This is a genomic window from Ensifer sp. GW821-FHT05G01, assembly GCF_059419585.1.
In genome coordinates this window covers 74129-95853 of the sequence record NZ_JBWKSC010000001.1, presented here as the reverse complement: position 1 = coordinate 95853, position 21725 = coordinate 74129, and the positions used below count along the sequence as shown (strand labels likewise).

General features: G+C 63.6%; 19 protein-coding genes. 13 read left to right on the top strand and 6 right to left on the bottom strand.

Annotation, left to right across the window (positions count from 1 at the left end; genetic code table 11):
• Positions 1-34 precede the first annotated feature (34 nt).
• Together msrA and AC07UR_RS00435 are read left to right on the top strand one after the other, a co-directional pair.
• Entirely contained in the window at positions 35-688 is a 654-nt protein-coding gene (gene msrA / locus AC07UR_RS00440; RefSeq protein WP_173418597.1) for a peptide-methionine (S)-S-oxide reductase MsrA, read from the top strand.
• A gap of 357 nt (positions 689-1045) precedes the next feature.
• The gene (locus AC07UR_RS00435; RefSeq protein ID WP_112809329.1) at positions 1046-2038 is read left to right on the top strand and encodes a BMP family lipoprotein; all 993 of its coding nucleotides are present in this window, start codon (positions 1046-1048) and stop codon (positions 2036-2038) included.
• A 92-nt stretch (positions 2039-2130) separates the two neighbouring features.
• On the opposite strand, the gene AC07UR_RS00430 is transcribed toward AC07UR_RS00435, so the two are convergent.
• The gene (locus AC07UR_RS00430; RefSeq protein WP_173418596.1) at positions 2131-2340 is read right to left on the bottom strand and encodes a SlyX family protein; all 210 of its coding nucleotides are present in this window, start codon (positions 2338-2340) and stop codon (positions 2131-2133) included.
• A 100-nt stretch (positions 2341-2440) separates the two neighbouring features.
• On the bottom strand, positions 2441-3178 hold the full coding sequence (locus tag AC07UR_RS00425; protein WP_209788279.1) for a sulfate transporter family protein: 738 nt from the start codon (positions 3176-3178) through the stop codon (positions 2441-2443).
• A 282-nt stretch (positions 3179-3460) separates the two neighbouring features.
• On the opposite strand from AC07UR_RS00425, the gene AC07UR_RS00420 reads away from it, so the two are divergent.
• Genes AC07UR_RS00420 through AC07UR_RS00410 form a run of 3 tightly spaced genes read left to right on the top strand, consistent with a single transcriptional unit; the run spans position 3461 to position 6452 of the window.
• Positions 3461-4822: an amidase gene (locus AC07UR_RS00420; protein ID WP_209788282.1), complete on the top strand. Its 1362-nt coding sequence runs from the start codon at positions 3461-3463 to the stop codon at positions 4820-4822.
• Entirely contained in the window at positions 4819-5730 is a 912-nt protein-coding gene (locus tag AC07UR_RS00415) for an ROK family protein (RefSeq protein ID WP_209788285.1), read from the top strand. The genes AC07UR_RS00420 and AC07UR_RS00415 overlap by 4 nt, the downstream gene beginning before the upstream one ends.
• Positions 5727-6452: a copper homeostasis protein CutC gene (locus AC07UR_RS00410; protein ID WP_209788288.1), complete on the top strand. Its 726-nt coding sequence runs from the start codon at positions 5727-5729 to the stop codon at positions 6450-6452. Before AC07UR_RS00415 ends, AC07UR_RS00410 begins: the two co-directional genes overlap by 4 nt.
• 105 nt (positions 6453-6557) lie before the next feature.
• On the opposite strand, the gene nagA is transcribed toward AC07UR_RS00410, so the two are convergent.
• From nagA to AC07UR_RS00390, 4 genes are read right to left on the bottom strand one after another with little or no spacing between them, the layout of a single operon-like run.
• Positions 6558-7718 carry an N-acetylglucosamine-6-phosphate deacetylase gene (nagA, locus tag AC07UR_RS00405; protein ID WP_209788291.1) on the bottom strand — a complete coding sequence of 387 codons (1161 nt, stop codon included), beginning with the start codon at positions 7716-7718 and terminating at the stop codon, positions 6558-6560.
• Entirely contained in the window at positions 7715-8737 is a 1023-nt protein-coding gene (locus AC07UR_RS00400; RefSeq protein WP_173418590.1) for an SIS domain-containing protein, read from the bottom strand. The genes nagA and AC07UR_RS00400 overlap by 4 nt, the downstream gene beginning before the upstream one ends.
• 30 nt (positions 8738-8767) lie before the next feature.
• A complete protein-coding gene (locus AC07UR_RS00395) occupies positions 8768-9532 on the bottom strand; it encodes a GntR family transcriptional regulator (protein ID WP_173418589.1) in 765 nt (254 codons plus the stop codon).
• Positions 9529-10413: a glucosamine kinase nucleotide-binding domain-containing protein gene (locus AC07UR_RS00390; RefSeq protein ID WP_209788294.1), complete on the bottom strand. Its 885-nt coding sequence runs from the start codon at positions 10411-10413 to the stop codon at positions 9529-9531. The genes AC07UR_RS00395 and AC07UR_RS00390 overlap by 4 nt, the downstream gene beginning before the upstream one ends.
• Before the next feature lie 197 nt (positions 10414-10610).
• Here AC07UR_RS00390 and AC07UR_RS00385 point away from each other — a divergent pair, with 197 nt between their 5' ends.
• The 8 genes from AC07UR_RS00385 to AC07UR_RS00350 all read left to right on the top strand — a co-directional run bounded on the left by AC07UR_RS00385 (position 10611) and on the right by AC07UR_RS00350 (position 21698).
• Positions 10611-11507, top strand: a complete 897-nt coding sequence (locus tag AC07UR_RS00385; RefSeq protein ID WP_173418587.1) for an N-acetylmuramic acid 6-phosphate etherase — start codon at positions 10611-10613, stop codon at positions 11505-11507.
• 56 nt (positions 11508-11563) lie between these two features.
• A complete protein-coding gene (locus AC07UR_RS00380; RefSeq protein ID WP_173418586.1) occupies positions 11564-12823 on the top strand; it encodes an ABC transporter substrate-binding protein in 1260 nt (419 codons plus the stop codon).
• A 372-nt stretch (positions 12824-13195) separates the two neighbouring features.
• Entirely contained in the window at positions 13196-14146 is a 951-nt protein-coding gene (locus tag AC07UR_RS00375; protein WP_209788297.1) for a carbohydrate ABC transporter permease, read from the top strand.
• An 11-nt stretch (positions 14147-14157) separates the two neighbouring features.
• Positions 14158-14994 carry a carbohydrate ABC transporter permease gene (locus tag AC07UR_RS00370; RefSeq protein WP_209788300.1) on the top strand — a complete coding sequence of 279 codons (837 nt, stop codon included), beginning with the start codon at positions 14158-14160 and terminating at the stop codon, positions 14992-14994.
• Positions 14991-16055, top strand: a complete 1065-nt coding sequence (locus AC07UR_RS00365; protein WP_209788303.1) for a Gfo/Idh/MocA family protein — start codon at positions 14991-14993, stop codon at positions 16053-16055. Before AC07UR_RS00370 ends, AC07UR_RS00365 begins: the two co-directional genes overlap by 4 nt.
• 13 nt (positions 16056-16068) lie before the next feature.
• On the top strand, positions 16069-17070 hold the full coding sequence (locus AC07UR_RS00360) for an ABC transporter ATP-binding protein (RefSeq protein ID WP_173418582.1): 1002 nt from the start codon (positions 16069-16071) through the stop codon (positions 17068-17070).
• Positions 17071-17341: 271 nt separating this feature from the next.
• Positions 17342-18547 carry an efflux RND transporter periplasmic adaptor subunit gene (locus AC07UR_RS00355; RefSeq protein WP_486599030.1) on the top strand — a complete coding sequence of 402 codons (1206 nt, stop codon included), beginning with the start codon at positions 17342-17344 and terminating at the stop codon, positions 18545-18547.
• 10 nt (positions 18548-18557) lie between these two features.
• A complete protein-coding gene (locus AC07UR_RS00350; protein WP_209788304.1) occupies positions 18558-21698 on the top strand; it encodes a multidrug efflux RND transporter permease subunit in 3141 nt (1046 codons plus the stop codon).
• Positions 21699-21725: the final 27 nt, after the last annotated feature.

Sequence of the window (21725 nt, the reverse complement as noted above, 5' to 3'; positions counted from 1 at the left end):
CAGCCACCCGCGTCGACGACATGGAGTTTCCACGATGTTCCTGATCGACATGTTCAACAAGAAGACCATCCTGCCAGACGCCGAGACGGCGCTGCGCGGGCGCGAGGACGCCATGGCGACCGCCGTCAATCATTTTGTCTCGGGACACCCGCTGAAAGGCCCCTACCCCGAAGGCACAGAGAAGATCCTGCTCGGCATGGGTTGCTTCTGGGGCGCCGAGCGGCTCTTGTGGAACATCCCTGGCGTTTACGTCACTGCGGCCGGTTATTCCGGCGGGCTGACGCCGAACCCAACCTATCAGGAAACCACCACGGGGCTGACCGGCCACACCGAAGTGGTTCTGGTCGTCTACGACCCGAAGGTGGTTGCCCTGTCGCGCCTGCTCAAGACCTTCTTCGAGCAGCACGACCCGACCCAGGGCATGCGTCAGGGCAACGACATCGGCACGACCTATCGCTCCGCCATCTATGTCTACGACGATGCGCAGCTGAAAGCGGCGAAGGACGCACGCGACGCCTTCCAGGCGGCGCTGAAAATGTCCGGCCATACCGGCAAGATTACCACCGAGATCGAAATGGCCGGCCCGTTGTACTTTGCCGAGGATTACCACCAGCAGTATCTGGCGAAGAACCCTGATGGTTATTGCGGCCTGCGCGGCACCGGCGTCAGCTGCCCGATCGGCGGCTAAGGCGCATCACGATCCCCCGGATACGCTTGCTGCGCTTCCGCTTTCATTTGGGCGGGTTGCCGTCGCAAGACCGCCGCTTACTTTTGCGCGAGCTGCGTTGGACTTTTAAACCGGGCGCACGGCGCACGGCGTCACCCCTCGAACCCTAAAAGGTCAAGGGAACCGGCATTTTAACGATGCCTGTGAATGCCGGCCGACATTTTTACCATCTGAAAAATTTTGAGTGTTTTTTTGCCGCGACCGTGCAAGGATGCCGCCACCCTAGCCCCCGCGAGAGGGGTGGGTTCCGCAGACAGGCTCCATTCGGGGCCCGCGGGAGGACCCGATAAAGATCAATAGCGACAACAGGGCTGCACGATGAAAAAAACAATTCTCGGTCTCTTTGCCTTTTCCATGATGTCCGCGACGGCTCTGGCCGCCGACATCAAGCCGGCCATCATTTACGATCTGGGCGGCAAGTTCGACAAATCGTTCAACGAAGCGGCCTTTAACGGCGCCGAAAAATTCAAGACTGAATCGGGCGTCGAATACCGCGAGTTCGAAATCGCCAACGACGCACAGCGCGAGCAGGCGCTCCGCCGCTTCGCCAGCGACGGCAACAACCCGATCGTCATGGCCGGCTTCAACTGGGCCGCACCGCTCGAAAAGATCGCCGCCGAATATCCCGACACCAAGTTCGCGATCATCGACATGGTGCTCGACAAGCCGAACGTGAAGTCGATCGTGTTCAAGGAACAGGAAGGCTCCTACCTCGTCGGCGTGCTCGCCGGTCTCGCTTCGAAGTCGAAGACCGTCAGCTTCATCGGCGGCATGGACGTTCCGCTCATCCACAAGTTCGCCTGCGGCTATGTCGGCGGCGCCAAGTCGACCGGCGCTGACGTCAAGGTTCTCGAAGCCTACACCGGCACGACGCCTGACGCCTGGAACGACCCGGTCAAGGGCGGCGAAATCGCCAAGTCGCAGATGGACCAGGGTTCGGACGTGGTCTACCACGCAGCTGGCGGCACCGGCGTCGGCGTCCTGCAGGCAGCGGCTGACGCTGGCAAGCTCGGCATCGGCGTCGACTCCAACCAGAACGGCCTGCAGCCGGGTAAGGTTCTGACCTCGATGCTGAAGCGCGTCGACGTCGCCGTCTACGAAGCCTTCACGGCTGCCAAGAACGACAAGTTCGAGTTCGGCATCTCCAACCTCGGCCTCAAGGAAGATGGCGTCGGCTACGCGCTCGACGACAACAACAAGGCCCTGATCACCCCGGAAATGCTCGACGCGGTCGAAAAGGTGAAGGCCGAAATCATCGCCGGCAAGGTCCAGGTTCACGACTACATGAGCGACGAAGCCTGCCCCTACTAAGGGCTTCCGCTTGATATGAAGAAGGCCGCCGTTCGCAGGAACGGCGGCCTTTTTTGTTTTCTACCCTTGGTCAATTGCGATGAGATTGCGGCTCAGTAGTGCGGCGGTCGGGTGATCGGCGGCGCGTCGAGCGATTGCTCCTCGAGGCTGAGAAAGCGTTCCGTCAGCCGGTCGAGCTTGGCCCGCGTCTGCTCGACGACCTTCCATTGCTCGGCGAGCTGATCGGAAAGCTCCTCGATCGTCTTGGCCTGGTGGGCCACCGTCTCTTCGAGACGGGTGATCCGGTCTTCGGCATGGTTCATTACAGCTGCTCCGTCCGGTCTCCGCCACCTGGGCGCACGACATCATGTGGATTTGCCGGCAGATTGGCCAGCGAATGTGCGCTGTCAAGCAGATTGCGCCTCAGGCCCCGGCCGCAGATCCACGCGCGAGCGAAAATCCCGGGTCGCTTGCCGACAGCCTCTTGTGGAGATTCACCATCATGCCGGCGGCAAAAAGCGGCGTCAGCAGGTTGAGCAGCGGCACGGCAAGGAAGGCGGCAAGGATCAGCCCGGCCAGAAACACCGTCGAGCGGTGCTTGGCGCGGAAGAGCCTGGCCTCGGCCGGCGACCGGTAGCGCATGGCGGCAAATTCGAAGAACTCCCGCCCGAGCAGGTATCCGTTGACGAGGAAGAAGGCGATCAGGTTGACGCCGGGCACGAGCAGCAGAAACAGTGCCAGTATGTTGCCGAGAATGACGACGCCAAGGAACTTGGCGGAGCCGGCAATCGCCTCGCCAAGCGGCAGGGGCCTGCCCGCCGGCTCGTTCGGATAGTCGCGCGCTTCCACCACTTCGGCGACATCATCGAGGAACAGGCCGGCGATCAGCGCCGTCACCGGAGCCAGAAGCAGGGCCAGCGCCAGTGCCAGACCGAGGCTCGCGAAGATGCCGAGCACGAAGGTGAGCCAGCCGGCCCATGCGGGCGTACCGGGCATCAAGGCATCGAGCCAGGGCAAAGCCAGCCATATGAAGAGTTCGCGCAGGCAGAACCAGAGTGCTGCGAGCGCGAGAAGCGTCAGGGCGAGCACTTTCCAGAATACCGAGCGGGTTTCCGGCGCAAAGAGATTGGCGAGGGAAAGTCGCGCCGCGTCCAAAATCATCCGCATGTCTCCAGTGTCGGGCAGGTTCGATGAGGCATGTAGGCAGAAGCTGTCGCATCGACAAGGCAGGACAATCGGCATCGCCTTCATTCGGTAAAATTCCTGCGGCGAAGACGGGCGAGCCATGGCAAACGCCATCGGGAGCGATATGGTAAGTGATGTAGACGATAACAGCCGGCGCAAGAAACGCGCCCAAGCGATTGCAACACGCATTCAATCAGCGGCCTGACAGGTCGACAGAATAGACGAACGCCACCGATGGCAGGCGGACAAGGGGAGACTATGACCAGACAGAAAACGCTCGCCGGGCTTTCGGTCCTCGTCCAGGACGGCAAACTCGACCCGGTCACGCTTGCCGAGGAAACGCTTGCCGGCATCGAAGCACATGGCGACCAGGCGATCTTCGTCGGCCTCACCCGCGAGCGCGCACTGAAGGAGGCGGCGGCCGCCTCCAGCCGGATCCGGGCCGGCCGTTCGCTCGGCCTGCTCGACGGTCTTCCCGTCGCCTGGAAGGACCTCTTCGACGTCAAGGACAGCGTGACCACCGCCGGCTCGGCGGTTCTACGCGACACTCCGCCCGCCGGCAGCGACGCCGCAGTGGTCGCAGCTGTTGCCGGTTCCGGCATGGTCAGCGTCGGACGAACCAATATGAGCGAGTTCGCTTTTTCCGGCCTCGGCATCAATCCGCACTACGGCACGCCGCACAATCCGGCGTCGACTGATGTCGAGCGCATTCCGGGCGGCTCCTCGTCGGGATCGGCGGCGGCAGTCGCGGCCGGCCTCGTGCCGGCGGCAATCGGCACCGACACCGGCGGGTCCGTGCGCATCCCGGCGGCAATGACCGGCATCGTCGGCTACAAGGCGACACGCGGCCGCTATTCGATGAAGGGTGTGTTTCCGCTCGCCGAAAGCCTCGATTCGCTTGGGCCTCTCTGCCATACGGTGCAGGATGCGGTCTGGCTCGACGCCGCCATGCATGGATTGACCGCACCGGTGGTGCGCCGCGGTGAGGTCGCCGGCCTCTCGATCGTCATTCCTGAAACCATCGTGTTCGACGAGGCCGAGAGCGAAGTCGTCGAAGCCTTCGAGGATGCGATCAAACGGCTGGAAAAGGCCGGAGCCACGGTCACGCGCCGCCCGTTCCCGACGTTCAAGGCAGTGTTCGATCTGATGGCACGCCACGGCGCTCTCGTCACCGCCGAGGCTTACGCGCTGCACCGGGAGCGCCTGGCCGGTCCCGAGGCCGAACGCATCGATCCGCGCGTCGTCGCCCGCACACGGCTCGGCGAGAAGATCACCATGCCCGACTACATCGCGCTTCTCGATGCCCGCGACCAGCTGATCCACGAAACGGTCGAAAGCCTGAAGCCGGGCGAACTGATCGTCCACCCGACATTGCCACACGTCGCGCCGCCGGTGGCGCTGCTGCTCGCCGACGACGAGCTGTTCTTCAAGACCAATGCCAGGACGCTGCGCAACACGCTCATCGGCAATTTCCTCGATTTTTGCGGCATCTCGATCCCCTGCGGCACCGGTGCCGGGGAAATGCCCGTCGGGCTGCAGCTGGCGGCGCCGCATCATCACGACGACCGGCTGCTGTCGATCGCCCTTGCCGCCGAGGCCGTGATCCGGGGAGAAGCATGATCGTCTGTTTCGATATCGGCGGATCGGCGATCAAGGGCGCGATCGTGCATTCGCGCGACCGGATCTTTCCGCTGCCGCGCCGCACGACCCCTCTCAGCAATTTTCGCCAATTCGTCCAGGTGCTCGAATCGGTGCTCGACGAGGCCGGTGGCCATCCGGAATGCGTGGCGATCTCGATCACCGGCGTCATCGACCCGGAGACGCGCCGGATCAAATGCGCCAACATCCCCTGCATCGACGGCCGCGAGCTGGTGGCCGAGCTCGAACGCGAGCTGCATCTCCCGGTCAAGATCGCCAATGATGCCGACTGTTTCGCGCTTGCAGAAGCTGGCGCTGGCGCCGGGCGCGGACATCGCATCGTCTTCGGGGCCATCCTCGGCACCGGCGTCGGCGGCGGGCTGGTGGTCGGCGGCGAGTTGATCAACGCCGACGGCGGCTTTGCGGGCGAATGGGGTCACGGGCCCGCATTGGCGGCGGAAGCGGGAGACCCACCGATCGCCATTCCGGCCTATGCCTGTGGTTGCGGACAGCGGCGCTGCGTCGATACCGTCGGCGGCGCGCGCGGGCTCGAACGCCTGCACGACACCATTCACGGCAAGACGCTGTCGAGCCACGAGATCATCGAGGCATGGCTGAAAGGCGACGCGGAGGCAAAACGGACCGTCGAAGTGCTTGTCGATCTCGTCAGTTCGCCGCTCGCCGTGGTCATCAATACGACGGGCGCGACCATCGTGCCGGTCGGCGGCGGGCTTTCCAATGTCGAGCCGTTGTTGGAGGAGATCGACAAGGCGGTTCGTAGCCGGATTCTGCGCCAGTTCAAACGGCCGCTGGTCGTGCGCGGCGAATGTCAGGTCGAGCCCGGGCTGATCGGCGCCGCTTTGCTTGGCCTTGGAGGAGAAAAAGCATGAGCGTGACTGGACTTGAGGTTTGCGTCGACGACGCCGACGGGCTTGCAGCGGCGGTGGAAGGCGGAGCGGACCGCATCGAGCTCTGCGCAGCGCTCTCCGTCGGCGGGCTGACGCCGACGGCCGGGCTGATGGCGCTCGCCGGTCCGCCCCGGGTGCCCGTCTATGTGATGATCCGACCGCGGCCGGGCGACTTCGTCTTCGGTGCCGGCGATCTCGACATGATGCGTCGCGATATCGATGCGGTGCGCGATGCCGGCCTTGCCGGTGTCGTGCTTGGCGCTTCGCTCGCCGATGGCCAGCTGGATGCTACGATGCTGCGAAAGCTGACGGGTCACGCCGCGGGCCTTGGCCTCACGCTGCACCGCGCCTTCGACCTGGTGCCGGATTTCAAGGATGCGATCGAAATGGCAGTCGAACTCGGCTTCGAGCGGATCCTGACATCCGGCGGCGCCAGAAGCGCGCCGCAGGCGATCGAAAAGCTTGCGGAGCTTGTGGCGCTCGCCGCCGGGCGTCTTTCGATCATGCCGGGCTCGGGCGTGACGCTTGAGACCGTAGACGCGCTGCTTGAAAACCTGTCGGTCAGCGAAGTGCATTCGTCCTGCTCGATCCGTGAGCCGGCTCACGATCCACGACTGGTCAGCATGGGATTTGTGGCCGAAGATCGGCGTCGCACGGACGTGGCAACCGTTCGGGCGATGAAGGCGCGCCTTTCGGCGCAGTAGGCCGTTTCCGCTCCGACCCTTTCGCCGCTCTTTCGGTCCGCACCAAAGAAAAAGCCCGACGACCTTCTCTGATCGTCGGGCCACAGGTTTTGCCTGTCTATGCGATCAGGCGGCGTAGACTTTCTCGCCGCCGATCCAGGTCGATCCCATGCCTAGCTCCGGCGTCAGCAGCACGAAGTCGGCGTCCGCACCGGGCAGCAGGCGGCCCTTGTGCGAGGAGAGGCCCATGGCGTCGGCGGGATAGGCCGATGCCATACGCAGCGCCTCCTCGAGCGGAAGCCCAAGCCTCTCGTGCACGAAACGCACCGACGACAGCATGTCGATATCGGCGCCGGCAAGCGTGCCGTCTGCAAGCGTCAACCGGCCGCCGTGACGCAGGATCTCGCGGCCGTTAAGCTCGAAGCTCGTCATATCCGTTCCGATCGGCGACATCGCGTCGGTGACCAGGAAGATCTGGCCGGGACCCATCTTGGCGCGCAGCGCCACACCCATCGAGGCTGGATCGACATGGTAGCCGTCGGCGATCAGGCCGGCATGCAAGGTTCCGGTCGCAAGCGCTGCGCCGACGATGCCGGGCTCGCGATGACCGAGGCCGCTCATGGCGTTGAAGAGATGCGTCACCGTCTTCGCCCCCGCCTTGGCGTAGGAGACCGCGGTCTCATAGCCGACATCCGTATGGCCGAGGCTGACGACGGCGCCGGCATCGGCGAGCGCGCGTACCTGTTCCTTCGTGGCGTTCTCCGGCGCGACGGTGACCATGAGTACACCGAGCGCCCTGGCACAGTCGACCATCTCCGCGAGGTCGGCATCATCCATCGGGCGGATCAGCGCCGGATCATGCGCGCCCTTGCGAGCGACCGAGAGATGCGGGCCTTCCAGATGCAGGCCGAGAAAGCCCGGCACGCCAGCCGCCTTCGCCTGGAGGCCGGCTGCGATCGTTGCCGAGCGCACTTCGCGCGTATCGGTGATCAGCGTCGGCAACAGCGCCGTGGTGCCGAACGTCGCATGGGCCGAACAGATCTGGCGAATGCCGTCCAGCGTCGGCTGCGCGTTGAGCAGTGCGCCACCGCCGCCATTGACCTGCAGATCGATGAAGCCGGGCACCAGCAGCAGACCGTGCGTGTCGATGACCGTGGCATCCGCCGGCACATCACCGGCAGCCACGATGGCCTTGACGCGGCCGGCCTCGATCAGGAGGGCGGCGCCATCGTGCCATTCGATGCCATCGAACAGGCGGGCGCCGATGATTGCCTTCTTCTCGGTCATCTCGTCTCCGTTACCTTCTTGAGGCTGGCCGGTGCATCGGGGTTGAGGCCGCGCGAGCGCGACCAGGCTTCGACGAAGCCGTAGAACGGCAGGATCAGCGTCAGCGCGTCGGTGATCGGGTGTCCCGTCTCGACGAACGGCAGGCGCTTTGCCTTGCCGGCGCGGCTCGACGTTACGTGCACCACGGCGCCCTTCTCGGCCATGCCGTCGGCGATCTCGGCGACGGAGCCTTCGGCCGCATCGCGCGCTGCAAGCGTCAGCACCGGGAACTTGGCGCCGACAAGCGCGACCGGCCCGTGCAACACTTCGGCTGCCGAATAGGCTTCGGCATGCATGCCGGAGGTTTCCTTGAACTTCAGCGCCGCTTCGCTGGCGATCGCCAGTGCCGGACCGCGGCCGAGCACGTAGAGCGATTCCGCCTCGCCGAGGTCGGCGGCAAACTCGTGCCAGTCAAGCTTCACCGCCTTGGCGAACTGGTTCGGCAGATCGGCCACGGCGCGCTGCAACGCCGCGTCGCCGGTCCATTCGCCGAGTACGGCAAGGCCGGCGACGATGGAGTTGACGTAGGACTTGGTCGCGGCAACGGCGATTTCCGGGCCGGCGAGAATGTCGAGCGGATGGGTGCAGGCCTTCGAGATCGGCGAGGGCAGAGTGTTGGTGAGCGCGATCGATACGGCACCGGCATCGGTTGCCGCCTGCGCCATCGCGACGATGTCGGGGCTCTTGCCCGATTGCGAAATGGCAATCGCCGCAGCGCCACCGAGCTTGAGCTTGGCACCATAGATCGAGGCCAGCGACGGCCCGAGCGAGGCGACCGGGCGACCGGCCTGCAGCTCGATCGCATATTTCAGGAACAGCGCCGCATGGTCCGAGGAGCCGCGCGCGATCGTCACCAGGAAGGCCGGGTCCTTGGCGCGGAGCGCTGCGCCGGCCTGCTTCAAGGCTTCGGACGAACGGTCGAGAAGACGGGCTGCCGCTTCGGGGATCTCGTCGATTTCTCGGCGCATGTTGGTCTGCATAGTCAGTTCCTTTCTTGGCGGTTCCGTCGGTCAGGATTCCGACAGGGTCAGTTCCGCGACAAAATCATAGGCGTCGCCCCGGTAGAGCGAGCGGGTGAATTCGACGACACGTCCCGATGCGAGATAGGAGACGCGTTCGATGGAAAGGCCGGCAGAGCCCACGGCGACGCCGAGCATGGAGGCATCCGGATCCTTGATGTTGCAGGCGGAGATGCGCTGCACGGCTCGGACCGGACGCGAGCGGGTCTTGTCGAGCGCAGTATAGAGCGACGACGTGACGGACTGCGGATCCGGCAAGAACTCGGCCGAGATGCTTGCGCGCTCAATCGCCAGCGGCATGTCGTCGGCGATACGCAGACGCCCGAGCCTTGCCACCAGTGCATCGGCCGGCAGGCCCAACGCCATCATCTCGTCCGGGGATGGATGATACAGGCCGCGCTCGAGCCAGCGCGCATGGGTGTTCAAGCCACGGCGCGCCATGTCCTCGGTAAAAGAGGTCAGCCGCGACAGCGATTGCTGCACCTTGGACACCGGCTTGACGACGAAGGTGCCGGAACCGTGGCGGCGCACCAGCAAGCCGTCGCGCACGAGATCGTCGACCGCCTTGCGCACGGTAACGCGGCTGATATTGGCGTAGTCCGCCAGATCGCGCTCCGGCGGCAGGGCGTCGCCATGATTGAGCTTGCCCGACTGGATCGCGTCTTCGAGGGATTGGCGCAGCTTGAGATAGAGCGGGCCGGAGCCGCCCGCCTGCAGGCCTTCGAGCGGCAGAATGGCGGCGAGATGGTCGGTCATGCGCCAACCTCCTTGCGGGAGCCGAAGCGCTGTGCGGCGAGCGCCACAGCGCCGGTAAGGGCGTCGGCCTCGGCTTCGACGAAAAGCGGCTGGTGGCGCTCTGCAAGCCATGGACGGTAGAGCGGCGCGAGACCGCCGAGCAGGCAGAGCTTCCTCCCTCCCCGAGCGACAACGACGTCGAGCGCTTCGTCGACCGTGATTGCCGCCGTCTTCAACAGGCGCACGGCGACCGGATCGCCTAGCTGCGCCGCTTCGAACACACGCGGGGCATAACGGCCGAACTCGCCTGGCTTTGCCAGGCGTGCGAAATCGACGACATTGCTCGGATCGTTTCTGAACTCGGCCATGACGCTATCCGTCACCGGCGAAGCCTCGTGAATGCCGTCAAAGGCGAGCAGGCTTTCCTGCAAGAGGGCATGGCCGATGCGTGCACCGCTGCCATGGTCGCCGATCGTGAAGCCCCAGCCGCCGACATAGCTGATCGCGTCGCCCCGGCGCAGGATATAGATGCTGCCGGTGCCCAGAATGGCAACGGCGCCGTCCTCGTCGCCGAGCGCGCCCTGCAGGGCGATCAAGCCATCCGATTCGATGTCGGCCGCGGCAAACGGCAGGCGGCGTTTCACATAGTGCACCGCATCGCCGACGTTATGTCCGGCGACACCGACAAGCGCCCGCGCCTGCGTTATACCAGCGGGATCAAGGCCGGCCTCTTCGAACGCAGCGCGCGCGGCGCCGGCGATATTGGCGAGCGCCGTTTCGGGATCCGTCAGGATATTGGCGGCACCAGCCTTGCCGCGGCCGAGAATACGGCCATCCCCCGCAGCCACAGCCGCCCGGCAGCTTGTTCCGCCGCCATCGATTCCAATCAGGTAGTTTGGCATGAGCACCTCCGCCCGTTGAAGATACCAAAAAAATACCAATAACCAAGTCCGAATTGGTCTCGACATGCGATTTTGAAATAACGCACTGAATAACAATGGATAATTTCAGCGATTGCTTTTTTCTGGCTTCAAAATGTAAATTCTCCTAGACAATTGGTATTTTTTTGGCATTAATTCGCCCAGAGGAGACACAACCTATGCCTTCAGTGAAGACCGAGGAGCGTCACGACAATGCCAAAGGCCTGGATGTCATGCATCCAGCCCTCGCGCTTCGGCTGCTCGCATCCGGGCAGCAGGCGGCAGCAAAGGTCGTAGACGCTGCGATCGAGCAGATTTCCACTGCTGCGTCCCTGGCCGCAGAAGCGCTTGGTGCCGGACACAGGCTCGCCTATGCCGGCGCCGGCAGCTCGGGCCTGATGGCCATGGCCGATGCGCTGGAACTCCCCGGCACCTATGGTATCCCGCACGACCAGATCGTCATTCTGCTTGCAGGCGGCGCCGCCAGCCTCAGCGACCTTGCCGGCGGTTACGAAGACGACATGGATCTGGCGCGCGAAGACGTACGCAAGGCTGGCATCGCTGCGGGCGACTGTCTGGTCTCGGTGTCGGCCAGCGGTTCGACACCCTATGCGCTCGCCGCAGCCGACGAGGCGCGCAAGCTCGGCGCCAAGGTGATCGCCGTCGCCAACAATCCGGGTGCGGCCCTCTTCAAGGACGCTGATGTCGCCATCCTGCTGCAGACGCCGCCGGAAGTCGTTTCCGGCTCGACGCGCATGGGTGCGGGCACGGCGCAGAAGATCGCCTTCAACATGTTCTCGACCCTGGTCGGCATCCATCTCGGCCACGTGCTCGATGGCCACATGGTCAATCTGCGCGCCGACAACATCAAGCTGCATGGCCGGGCGGTGCGCATCGTCACCGACATTACCGGCGTCAGCGCGCCTGAGGCCGGGCGGCTGATCAATGCCGCATCCGGTTCGGTCAAGATCGCCATCCTGCTCGCCTCGGGCGCGAAGGACGTTGCAGCCGCCGAGGCGGCGCTCAACCAGACCAAACAGAATCTGCGCCGGGCGATCGACATCGTCTCGGCCTGACAAAAACCTGGGATTCAAACCGCGCCAGAACGGCGCATATAAGAGGGAGAAGCTAAATGACCCGTACGACACTCAAGGGCCTGCTGCTCGCGTCGAGCATTCTCGGCTCGGCCGGCCTGGCGCACGCCGAGGATGTGACGCTGACGATCGAAAGCTGGCGCAACGACGACCTGGCGATCTGGCAGGAAAAGCTGATCCCGGCGTTTGAAGCCAAGCATCCGGGCATCAAGGTCAAGTTCGCTCCGACCGCGCCCACCGAATACAACGCGGCGCTGAACGCCAAGCTCGACGCCGGCTCGGCTGGCGACCTCATCACCTGCCGCCCGTTCGACGCCTCGCTCGAACTCTACAACAAGAAGCACCTGGCCGACCTGACAGCGCTTCCGGGCATGGAGAACTTCTCGCCGGTCGCCAAGTCCGCCTGGACGACGGACGATGGCTCGGCCACCTTCTGCGTGCCGATGGCCTCGGTCATCCACGGCTTCATCTACAACAAGGACGCCTTCGACCAGCTCGGCATCCAGATCCCGACGACGGAAGCCGAATTCTTCGCGGCTCTCGACAAGATCAAGGCCGACGGCAACTACATCCCGATGGCGATGGGCACCAAGGACCTCTGGGAAGCCGCGACCATGGGCTACCAGAACATCGGCCCGACCTACTGGAAGGGTGAAGAAGGCCGCGCCAAGCTGATCAAGGGCGAAGAAAAGCTGACCGACGCTGCCTGGGTCGAGCCCTACAAGGTTCTGGCCAAGTGGAAGGACTATCTCGGCGACGGTTTCGAAGCCCAGACCTACCCGGATAGTCAGAACCTGTTCACGCTCGGCCGCGCTGCGATCTACCCGGCCGGCTCGTGGGAAATCGGCCTGTTCAACACCCAGGCCCAGTTCAAGATGGGCGCCTTCCCGCCTCCGGTTAAGAACGCCGGCGACGCTTGCTACATCTCCGACCACAACGACATCGGCGTCGGCCTCAATGCCAAGAGCGCGCACGCCGAAGAAGCCAAGAAGCTCCTGACCTGGATCTCGTCGCCGGAATTCGCCGACATCTATGCCAACTCGCTGCCGGGCTTCTTCAGCCTGAACTCGACGGCCGTGAAGATGGCCGATCCGCTCGCCCAGGAATTCGTTTCCTGGCGCGAAAAGTGCAAGCCGACGATCCGCTCGACCTACCAGATCCTGTCGCGCGGCACGCCGAACCTCGAAAACGAGACCTGGGTCGAATCTGCAAACGTCATCAACGGCACGGATACGCCTGAGGTGGCTGCAGAAAAGCTGCAGAAGGGTCTCGACGGCTGGTACAAGCCGGCAAAGTAAGCGCAACTGGTTCCCTCCCTTCACGGGGAGGGTCGGCCCTACGGCGCCAAGCGTCTGTCAAGATGCGCTACCGTCGCCGTAGCACTATGAATTGCTGCATGTTCTCATCCTCGGATCCGCGGGACCCGAGGAAAGGTGCAGCAAGGGCCGGGCGGGAGGACATTGCCCAAGAAGGCACTCCCCCAGCCGCAGCGTCACCGACCTCCCCGTGATGGGGAGGTCCCCGACGCAGTCGTTTGCAAAAGAACGCGATAGCCTTAACCTTCGTCATGAGCCCGGATCGGGGCAGGCGTTATGCGGCAAGACCGGCCGCGTGGCGTCGACACGCATCATGATCCCTGAGGGAACCGGTCGAACAAGCGGGTACGATCCATGAGCAACGCCACTTCACTGCAAGAGGGACAGCCGACCGTGAGACGGCCGAAACGCTGGCACATCCTCGTCTTTCTGCTGCCGGCCCTGCTGGTCTACTCTGCGGTCATGATCCTGCCGCTGATCGAGACGCTGCGCCTTTCCCTGTTCAACACGGTCGACGGCCAGCCGACCTTCGTTGGTCTGGCGAATTTCCAGGTGTTGTTCGGCGAAGAACGCTGGGCACATGATTTCTGGAACGCGCTGAAGAACAACGTCATCTTCTTCATCATTCACATGTGCGTGCAGAACCCGATCGGCGTAGCGCTCGCAGCCATGCTGTCGATCCCGAAGCTGCGTTTCGTGACCTTCTACCGCACGGCGATCTTCCTGCCGACGCTGCTCTCCTTCGTTATCGTCGGCTTCATCTGGAAGCTGATCCTGTCGCCGATCTGGGGCGTGGCCCCCTGGATGCTCGATCTCGTCGGCCTGAAGTCGATGTTCGCCCCCTGGCTCGGCAAGCCCGGCTCGGCGCTCATCGCCGTGTCGCTGATCTCGGTCTGGCAATATGTCGGCATCCCGATGATGCTGATCTATGCTGCGCTGCTCAATATTCCCGATGAAGTGATCGAGGCCGCCGAATGCGACGGCGTCACCGGCTGGAGCCAGTTCTGGAAGATCAAGCTGCCGCTGATCCTGCCGGCCATCGGCATCATCTCGATCCTGACCTTCGTCGGCAACTTCAACGCTTTCGACCTGGTCTACACCGTGCAGGGCGCACTTGCCGGTCCCGATGGTTCGACCGACATTCTCGGCACGCTGCTCTACCGGACCTTCTTCGGCTTCCAGCTGCAGCTCGGCGACCGCTCGATGGGCGCGACGATCGCGACAGTGATGTTCCTGATCATCCTTGCCGGCGTGTCGCTCTACCTCTTCGTCATCCAGCGCCGCATGCGCCGCTATCAGTTCTAAGGGAGGCCGAGATGCAAGCACGCCACTCCATTTTCCGCACCGGCTTCGTCCATGCCGCGCTGATCGCCTATACTTTGATCTCGCTGTTTCCGGTGTTCCTGACGTTCATCAACTCGTTCAAGGATCGAAACGCCATCTTCCGCGCGCCGTTGTCGGTCCCGACACCGCAGACCTTCAGCCTGATCGGCTACCAGACGGTGCTCGGCCAGGGCGATTTCGCCACCTACTTCCAGAACAGCTTCATCGTCACGGTCGTTTCGATCGCGCTGGTACTGCTGTTTGGTGCCATGGCCGCCTTTGCCCTCTCCGAGTATCGCTTCCGCGGCAACACGCTGATGGGGCTCTATCTCGCGATCGGCATCATGATCCCGATCCGGCTCGGCACCGTCGCCATCCTTCAGGGCATGGTCGCGGCCAACCTCGTCAACACGCTGACGGCGCTGATCCTCGTCTATACCGCGCAAGGCCTGCCGCTTGCGGTGTTCATCCTGTCGGAATTCATGCGCACGGTGTCCGATGACCTGAAGAACGCCGGTCGCATCGACGGGCTGTCGGAATACTCGATCTTCTTCCGCCTCGTCCTGCCGCTGATCCGGCCGGCAATGGCGACCGTTGCCGTGTTCACGATGATCCCGATCTGGAACGACCTGTGGTTCCCGCTGATCCTGGCGCCGGCGGAAGCGACCAAGACGGTCACCCTCGGCTCGCAGATCTTTATCGGCCAATTCGTCACCAACTGGAATGCGGTGCTTGCGGCCCTGTCACTCGCCATCCTTCCGGTTCTCGTCCTCTATGTCATTTTCTCGCGGCAGCTGATCCGCGGCATCACCGCAGGAGCAGTCAAGTGAGTTCAGATAGCAAACCGGTCCGGGTCCTCGTCGCGGGTCTCGGCAACATGGGGCGCAGCCATGCGCTCGCCTACCACAACAATCCCGGCTTCGAGATCGTCGGCCTGGTCAATCGCTCCAAGGTCGAGCTTCCGGAAGAGCTTCGCGGTTACGAAATCCATCCGGATTTCAACAGGGCGCTCGCAGACCTGAAGCCGGAACTCTGCTCGGTCTGCACCTATTCCGACAGCCATGCCGACTATGCGGTCGCCGCCTTCGAAGCCGGCTGCGACGTGTTCGTGGAGAAGCCGCTGGCAACGACGGTCGCCGACGCCGAGCGTGTCGTTGCGGCGGCCAAGAAGCATGGCCGCAAGCTGATCATCGGCTATATCTTGCGCCATCACCCCTCGTGGATCCGGCTGATTGCCGAAGCCCGCAAGCTCGGCGGTCCTTACGTCTTCCGCATGAACCTGAACCAGCAGTCGAGCGGCCCGACCTGGGAAACCCACAAGTCGCTGATGCAGACGACCCCGCCGATCGTCGATTGCGGCGTGCATTACGTCGACGTCATGTGCCAGATCACCGATGCCAAGCCGGTGGAAGTGCGCGGCATGGGCCTGCGTCTTTCCGACGAAATCGCTGAGAACATGTACAATTACGGCCACCTGCAGGTGATCTTCGAAGACGGTTCGGCCGGCTGGTATGAAGCCGGCTGGGGTCCGATGATCTCCGAGACCGCCTTCTTCGTGAAGGACGTGATGTCGCCGAAGGGCTCGGTGTCAATCGTCATGGATCCGAATGCCAAGTCCGACGATATCGACACCCACACCAAGACCTCGGTCATTCGCGTGCACAATGCCGAGACCGGTCCGGGCGGCCGGTTCCTGAAACCGGACGAAGACCTGACCATGGACGGCGAACCGGGCCATCAGGAACTGTGCGATCGTGAGCAGGCCTATGTGCTGAAGGCCATCCGCGAAGATATCAATCTCGACCGCCACATGAACGACGCCGTCCAGTCGCTGCGCATCTGCCTTGCGGCGGATGAGAGCGTGCGTAGCGGCCAGCCGGTCAAACTTTAAGAGGGGCAATCAGGTGGGATCACTTCAACTCAAATCCATCCGCAAGGCCTATGGCAGCCATGAGGTTCTCAAGGGCATCGATCTCGAGGTAAAAGACGGCGAGTTCGTCATCTTCGTCGGCCCTTCCGGCTGCGGCAAGTCGACCTTGCTGCGCACCATCGCCGGCCTCGAGGACGCGACCTCCGGCAGCGTCCAGATCGACGGCGTCGAGGTCGGGCATGTGGCGCCGGCCAAACGCGGCATCGCCATGGTCTTCCAGTCCTATGCGCTCTATCCGCATCTGACGGTGAAGGACAATATGGGCCTCGGCCTGAAGCAGGCCGGCAAGCCGAAGGCGGAGATCGAGGACAAGGTCGGCAAGGCTGCGAGCATGCTGTCGCTCGACCCCTATCTCGCAAGGCGCCCGGCGGAGCTTTCCGGCGGCCAGCGTCAGCGCGTCGCTATCGGCCGCGCCATCGTGCGCGAGCCGAAACTGTTCCTCTTCGACGAGCCGTTGTCGAACCTCGACGCCGCGCTACGCGTCAACACCCGGCTCGAGATCGCCCGGCTGCACCGCAGCCTCAAGGCAACGATGATCTACGTGACCCACGATCAGGTCGAGGCGATGACGCTTGCCGACAAGATCGTGGTGCTGAATGCCGGCCAGATCGAGCAGATCGGCTCGCCGATGGATCTCTACAATCGTCCGGCCAACGTCTTTGTCGCCGGCTTCATCGGTTCACCGCAGATGAACTTCATCGATGGCGCCAGGCTCGGCGACAAGAACGCCAAGACGATCGGCATCCGCCCGGAACATCTCGGCCTGTCGCGCGAGAGCGGCGACTGGAAGGGCAAGGTCGTCCATGTCGAGCATCTGGGTGCCGACACGATCGTCTATCTCGAGTCCGAACAGGTCGGCCTGATCACCGTCCGGCTTTTCGGCGAACACCGCTACGCCCCCGACGACATCGTCTATGCGACGCCGATGGTCGGCAGCATGCACCGCTTCGGTGCCGACGACCGCGTTCTGGCCTGACGCGACAAGTCCGGCGAAATAGCCGGATCACAGCTTGGTGATATCAAGCCGCCGTGGCGCCGAAAGCGCTGCGGCGGCTGATTTTTTTCGTTGATTCAACGCGCTGCATCACGGTGTTGCACTGCGGCGCAAATTAACATACATTTGTGTTTGTATATTAGCGTTCCGGTATTTTCCGTTCCCGATGCCGGTCTTGCTTCCCTTCACTTCCGGACCGCGCAGCCCTGCGACCCACGCTGGCTGCGCACGGTCACCGAATATGGACATCGCTATGCGCATGAACCGACCGACACTGGCCGCCGCCTTGGCAACCGTGATTTTGCTTTCCGGCTGCCAGAAACAAGAAGAACAGGCCGCTCCCGCCTTCCCGCCATCGGCTGTCGCCGTCTTCACGACCGCGTCGGAGACGCTGCCGATCACCAACGAACTGCCGGGCCGCATCACAGCGACACGCGTCGCCGAGGTTCGTCCGCGCGTATCCGGCATCGTCGTCGAACGCGTCTTCCAGCAGGGCACCAAGGTGAAGGAAGGCGACGTGCTCTACCGCATCGACCCGGCTCCCTTCCAGGTGCAGGTCGAGAAGGCCGAGGCGACGCTGCGCCGCGCCGAGGCCGTGCGCCTCCAGGCCGAGCAGAAAGCCGCCCGCCAGGAAGCGTTGAAGAAGGCCAACGTCGTTGCCGCCCAGCAGTTCGACGATGCATCCGCCCTGCTCGCTGCAGCGGCTGCCGACGTCGCCATCGCGCAGGCCGGTCTCGCTGCTGCCAAGCTCGACCTGCAATATGCCAACGTGACGGCACCGATCAGCGGCCAGATCGGCCGCGCGCTGATCACCGAGGGTGCTCTGGTCAGCGCCAACAGCTCGGAAAACCTCGCCACGATCCAGCAGCTCGATCCGCTTTATGCCGACTTTACCCAGTCGGCGACCGACCTCATCCGCCTGCGCAAGGCGCTCGAGGACGGCAAGATGCTGAGCGGCGAGCAGGAAGCCGAGGTTCAGCTGATCCTCGACGACGGCACGCCCTACGAACACAAGGGCAAGCTCCTGTTCTCGGAGGCCGCGGTCGATGCGACGACCGGCCAGGTGACGCTGCGCGGCGAGTTCCCCAATCCCGAGGGTGACCTGTTGCCCGGCATGTACGTTCGCGTGCTTGTCCAGCAGGGTGTCGAGAAGGACGCGATCACCGTGCCGCAGCAGGCCGTCCAGCGCAACGTTGCCGGCCAGTCGCAGGTCTATGTCGTCACCGCCGACAAGAAGGTCGAGTTCCGCAACGTCACGCTTGGACGCACCGTCGGAACCCGCTGGCAGGTAACGGCAGGTCTGAAGCCCGGCGAAAAGGTCATCGTCGAAGGCTTCCAGAAGATCGGCCCCGGTGCGCCGGTCGAGCCAACCGATTGGGACCCGAACGCCAAGCCCGCGGCCGAAGCAGCGCAGACGACCGCGGCGGCCGAAGAAAAGCCCGCTGAAGCCACAAAGTGAGTGCTGATTAATGCCCAGTTTTTTCATCGACAGGCCGATTTTTGCCTGGGTGGTGGCGATCTTCATCATGATCGCCGGCATCATTGCGATACCGCTTCTGCCGGTATCGCAATATCCTGATGTCGCACCGCCACAGATCTCCATCAACACGAGCTATCCCGGCGCGTCGTCGCAGGACACCTATCAGAGCGTTACCCGGCTGATCGAAAACGAGCTGAACGGCGTCGAAGGCCTGCTCTATTTCGAATCGACCTCCAGCGCTTCCGGCTCGGTCGACATCAGTGCCACCTTTGCACCGGGTACAGACCCGGGACAGGCGGCCGTCGACATCCAGAACCGCGTGCGCCGCGTCGAACCGCGCCTGCCCGATTCGGTCAAGCGCCAGGGCGTGCAGGTCGATGAAGCCGGCTCCGGCTTCCTGATGATCGTCGCGCTTACCTCGACCGACGGCTCGATGGATGCCATCGGTCTCGGCGACTATCTCAGCCGCAACGTTTTGAACGAAGTGCAGCGTGTGCCCGGCGTCGGCCGTGCGCAGCTGTTTGCGACCGAACGTTCGATGCGCATCTGGCTCGACCCCGACAAGATGCTCGGCCTCAACCTGACGGCCGCCGACGTGACGAATGCCATCCAGGCACAGAACGCCCAGATCGCATCCGGTTCGATCGGCGCGCAGCCGAACCCGATCACGCAGCAGATCAGTGCTCCTGTCGTCGTCAAGGGCCAGCTGTCGAGTGCCGAGGAATTCGGAGCGATCGTGCTTCGCGCCAATCCGGACGGCTCCTCCGTCCGCCTGCGCGATGTCGCACGCGTCGAAATCGGCGGCGAAAGCTATGCGTTCTCGACCCGACTCAACGGAAAGCCGTCCGCGGCCATCGCCGTGCAGCTGTCGCCGAGCGGCAACGCCATGTCGACGTCTGCGGCGATCAAGGAGCGCATGGAAGAACTGTCGAAGTTCTTCCCCCAGGGCCTCGAATATTCGGTGCCTTACGACACCTCGCCGTTCGTTGCCGTTTCCATCGAGAAGGTGCTTTCGACGCTGGTCGAAGCGGTCGCGCTCGTCTTCATCGTGATGTTCCTGTTCCTGCAGAACATCCGCTACACCATCATCCCGACGCTCGTCGTGCCGGTCGCCCTGCTCGGCACCTGCGCGGTGATGCTGGCAATGGGCTTCTCGATCAACGTGCTCACCATGTTCGGCATGGTGCTGGCGATCGGCATCCTCGTCGACGATGCGATCATCGTCGTCGAGAACGTCGAACGCATCATGTCCGAAGAGGGGCTGACGCCGAAGGACGCCACCCGCAAGGCGATGAAGCAGATCACCGGCGCCGTCATCGGTATCACGCTGGTTCTGGCCTCGGTGTTCATTCCGATGGCCTTCTTCCCGGGCGCCGTCGGTGTGATCTATCGCCAGTTCTCGCTGACGATGGTCGTGTCGATCCTGTTCTCGGCGCTGCTCGCGCTGTCGCTGACGCCGGCGCTGTGCGCCAGCTTCCTGAAGCAGGTTCCCAAGGGCCACCACCACGCCAAGCGGGGCTTCTTCGGCTGGTTCAACCGCAGCTTCGACAAGACCTCGCATGGCTATAGCGGCATCGTGAAGCATATGGTCCACCGGACCGGCCGCTACATGATCGTCTACCTTGCGGTTCTGGCCGGTCTCGGCTGGCTGTTCATGAAGCTGCCGTCGTCGTTCCTTCCGGACGAAGACCAGGGCTTCGTGATCGTCATGATGCAGCTCCCTTCTGAGGCGACGGGCAACCGCACGACCGAGGTTGTGGAACAGGCGGAGAAGATCTTCGGCCAGGAGCCGGCTGTCGAACGCATCATCGCGATCAACGGCTTCTCCTTCTTCGGCACCGGACAGAACGCAGCGCTCGCCTTCGTGACGCTGAAGGACTGGAAGGAACGCGATGCCGACAACGCCGCGCAGTCGATCGCGATGCGGGCGACGATGGCGATGAGCCAGATCAAGGATGCGATCAGCTTTGCGCTGTCGCCGCCGGCGATCCAGGGCCTCGGCACCACGGGCGGCTTCTCCTTCCGCCTGCAGGATCGCGGCGGCCTCGGCGAAGCGGCGCTCTCGCAGGCCCGCGACCAGCTTCTCGGCCTTGCGGCTGAGAGCAAGATCGTCACCGGCGTTCGCTTCGAAGGCATGCCCGATGCGGCTCAGGTCAGCGTGACCATCGACCGCGAAAAGGCCAATACCTTCGGCGTGACGTTTGCCGACATCAACTCGACGATCTCGACCAACCTCGGCTCGTCCTATGTCAACGACTTCCCGAATGCCGGCCGCATGCAGCGCGTGACGGTGCAGGCGGACGAAGGTCAGCGCATGCAGACGGCTGATCTGTTGAACCTCAACGTCCGCAACGCCAATGGCGGCATGGTTCCGCTCTCGGCCTTTGCGACCGTCGAGTGGGTCAAGGCATCGACCCAGACGATTGGCTACAACGGCTATCCGTCGGTGCGCATCAGCGGCGAAGCGGCCCATGGCTACTCCTCCGGTGACGCGATCGCCGAGATGCAGCGGCTTGCCGGACAGTTGCCGGCGGGCTTCGGCTACGAATGGACCGGCCAGTCCCTCCAGGAAATCCAGTCCGGTACCCAGGCGCCTCTGCTGATCGCGCTGTCGTGCCTGCTCGTCTTCCTGTGCCTGGCCGCGCTCTATGAGAGCTGGTCGATCCCGGTTGCGGTCATCATGGTGGTTCCGCTGGGGGTCATCGGCTCAGTTCTGGCCGTGACCATGCGCGACATGCCGAACGACGTGTACTTCAAGGTCGGCCTGATCGCGATCATCGGCTTGTCGGCGAAGAACGCCATCCTGATCATCGAGTTCGCCAAGGAACTGCGTGAACAGGGCAAGTCGCTGATCGACGCGACGCTGGAGGCAGCGCACCTGCGCTTCCGCCCGATCCTGATGACGTCGCTCGCCTTCACGCTCGGCGTTCTGCCGCTGGCGATCGCCACGGGCGCAAGCTCGGGCAGCCAGCGCGCCATCGGCACCGGCGTGATGGGTGGCATGATCTCGGCAACGGTGCTGGCGATCTTCTTCGTTCCGGTGTTCTTCGTGTTCGTCACGAGGCTGTTCGGACGCAAGAAGACCGAAGCCACACCGGCTGCAGCCGAGACCCCGACACCCGCCGAGTAACACGACAATCGACGGCCCGCCTTCTCG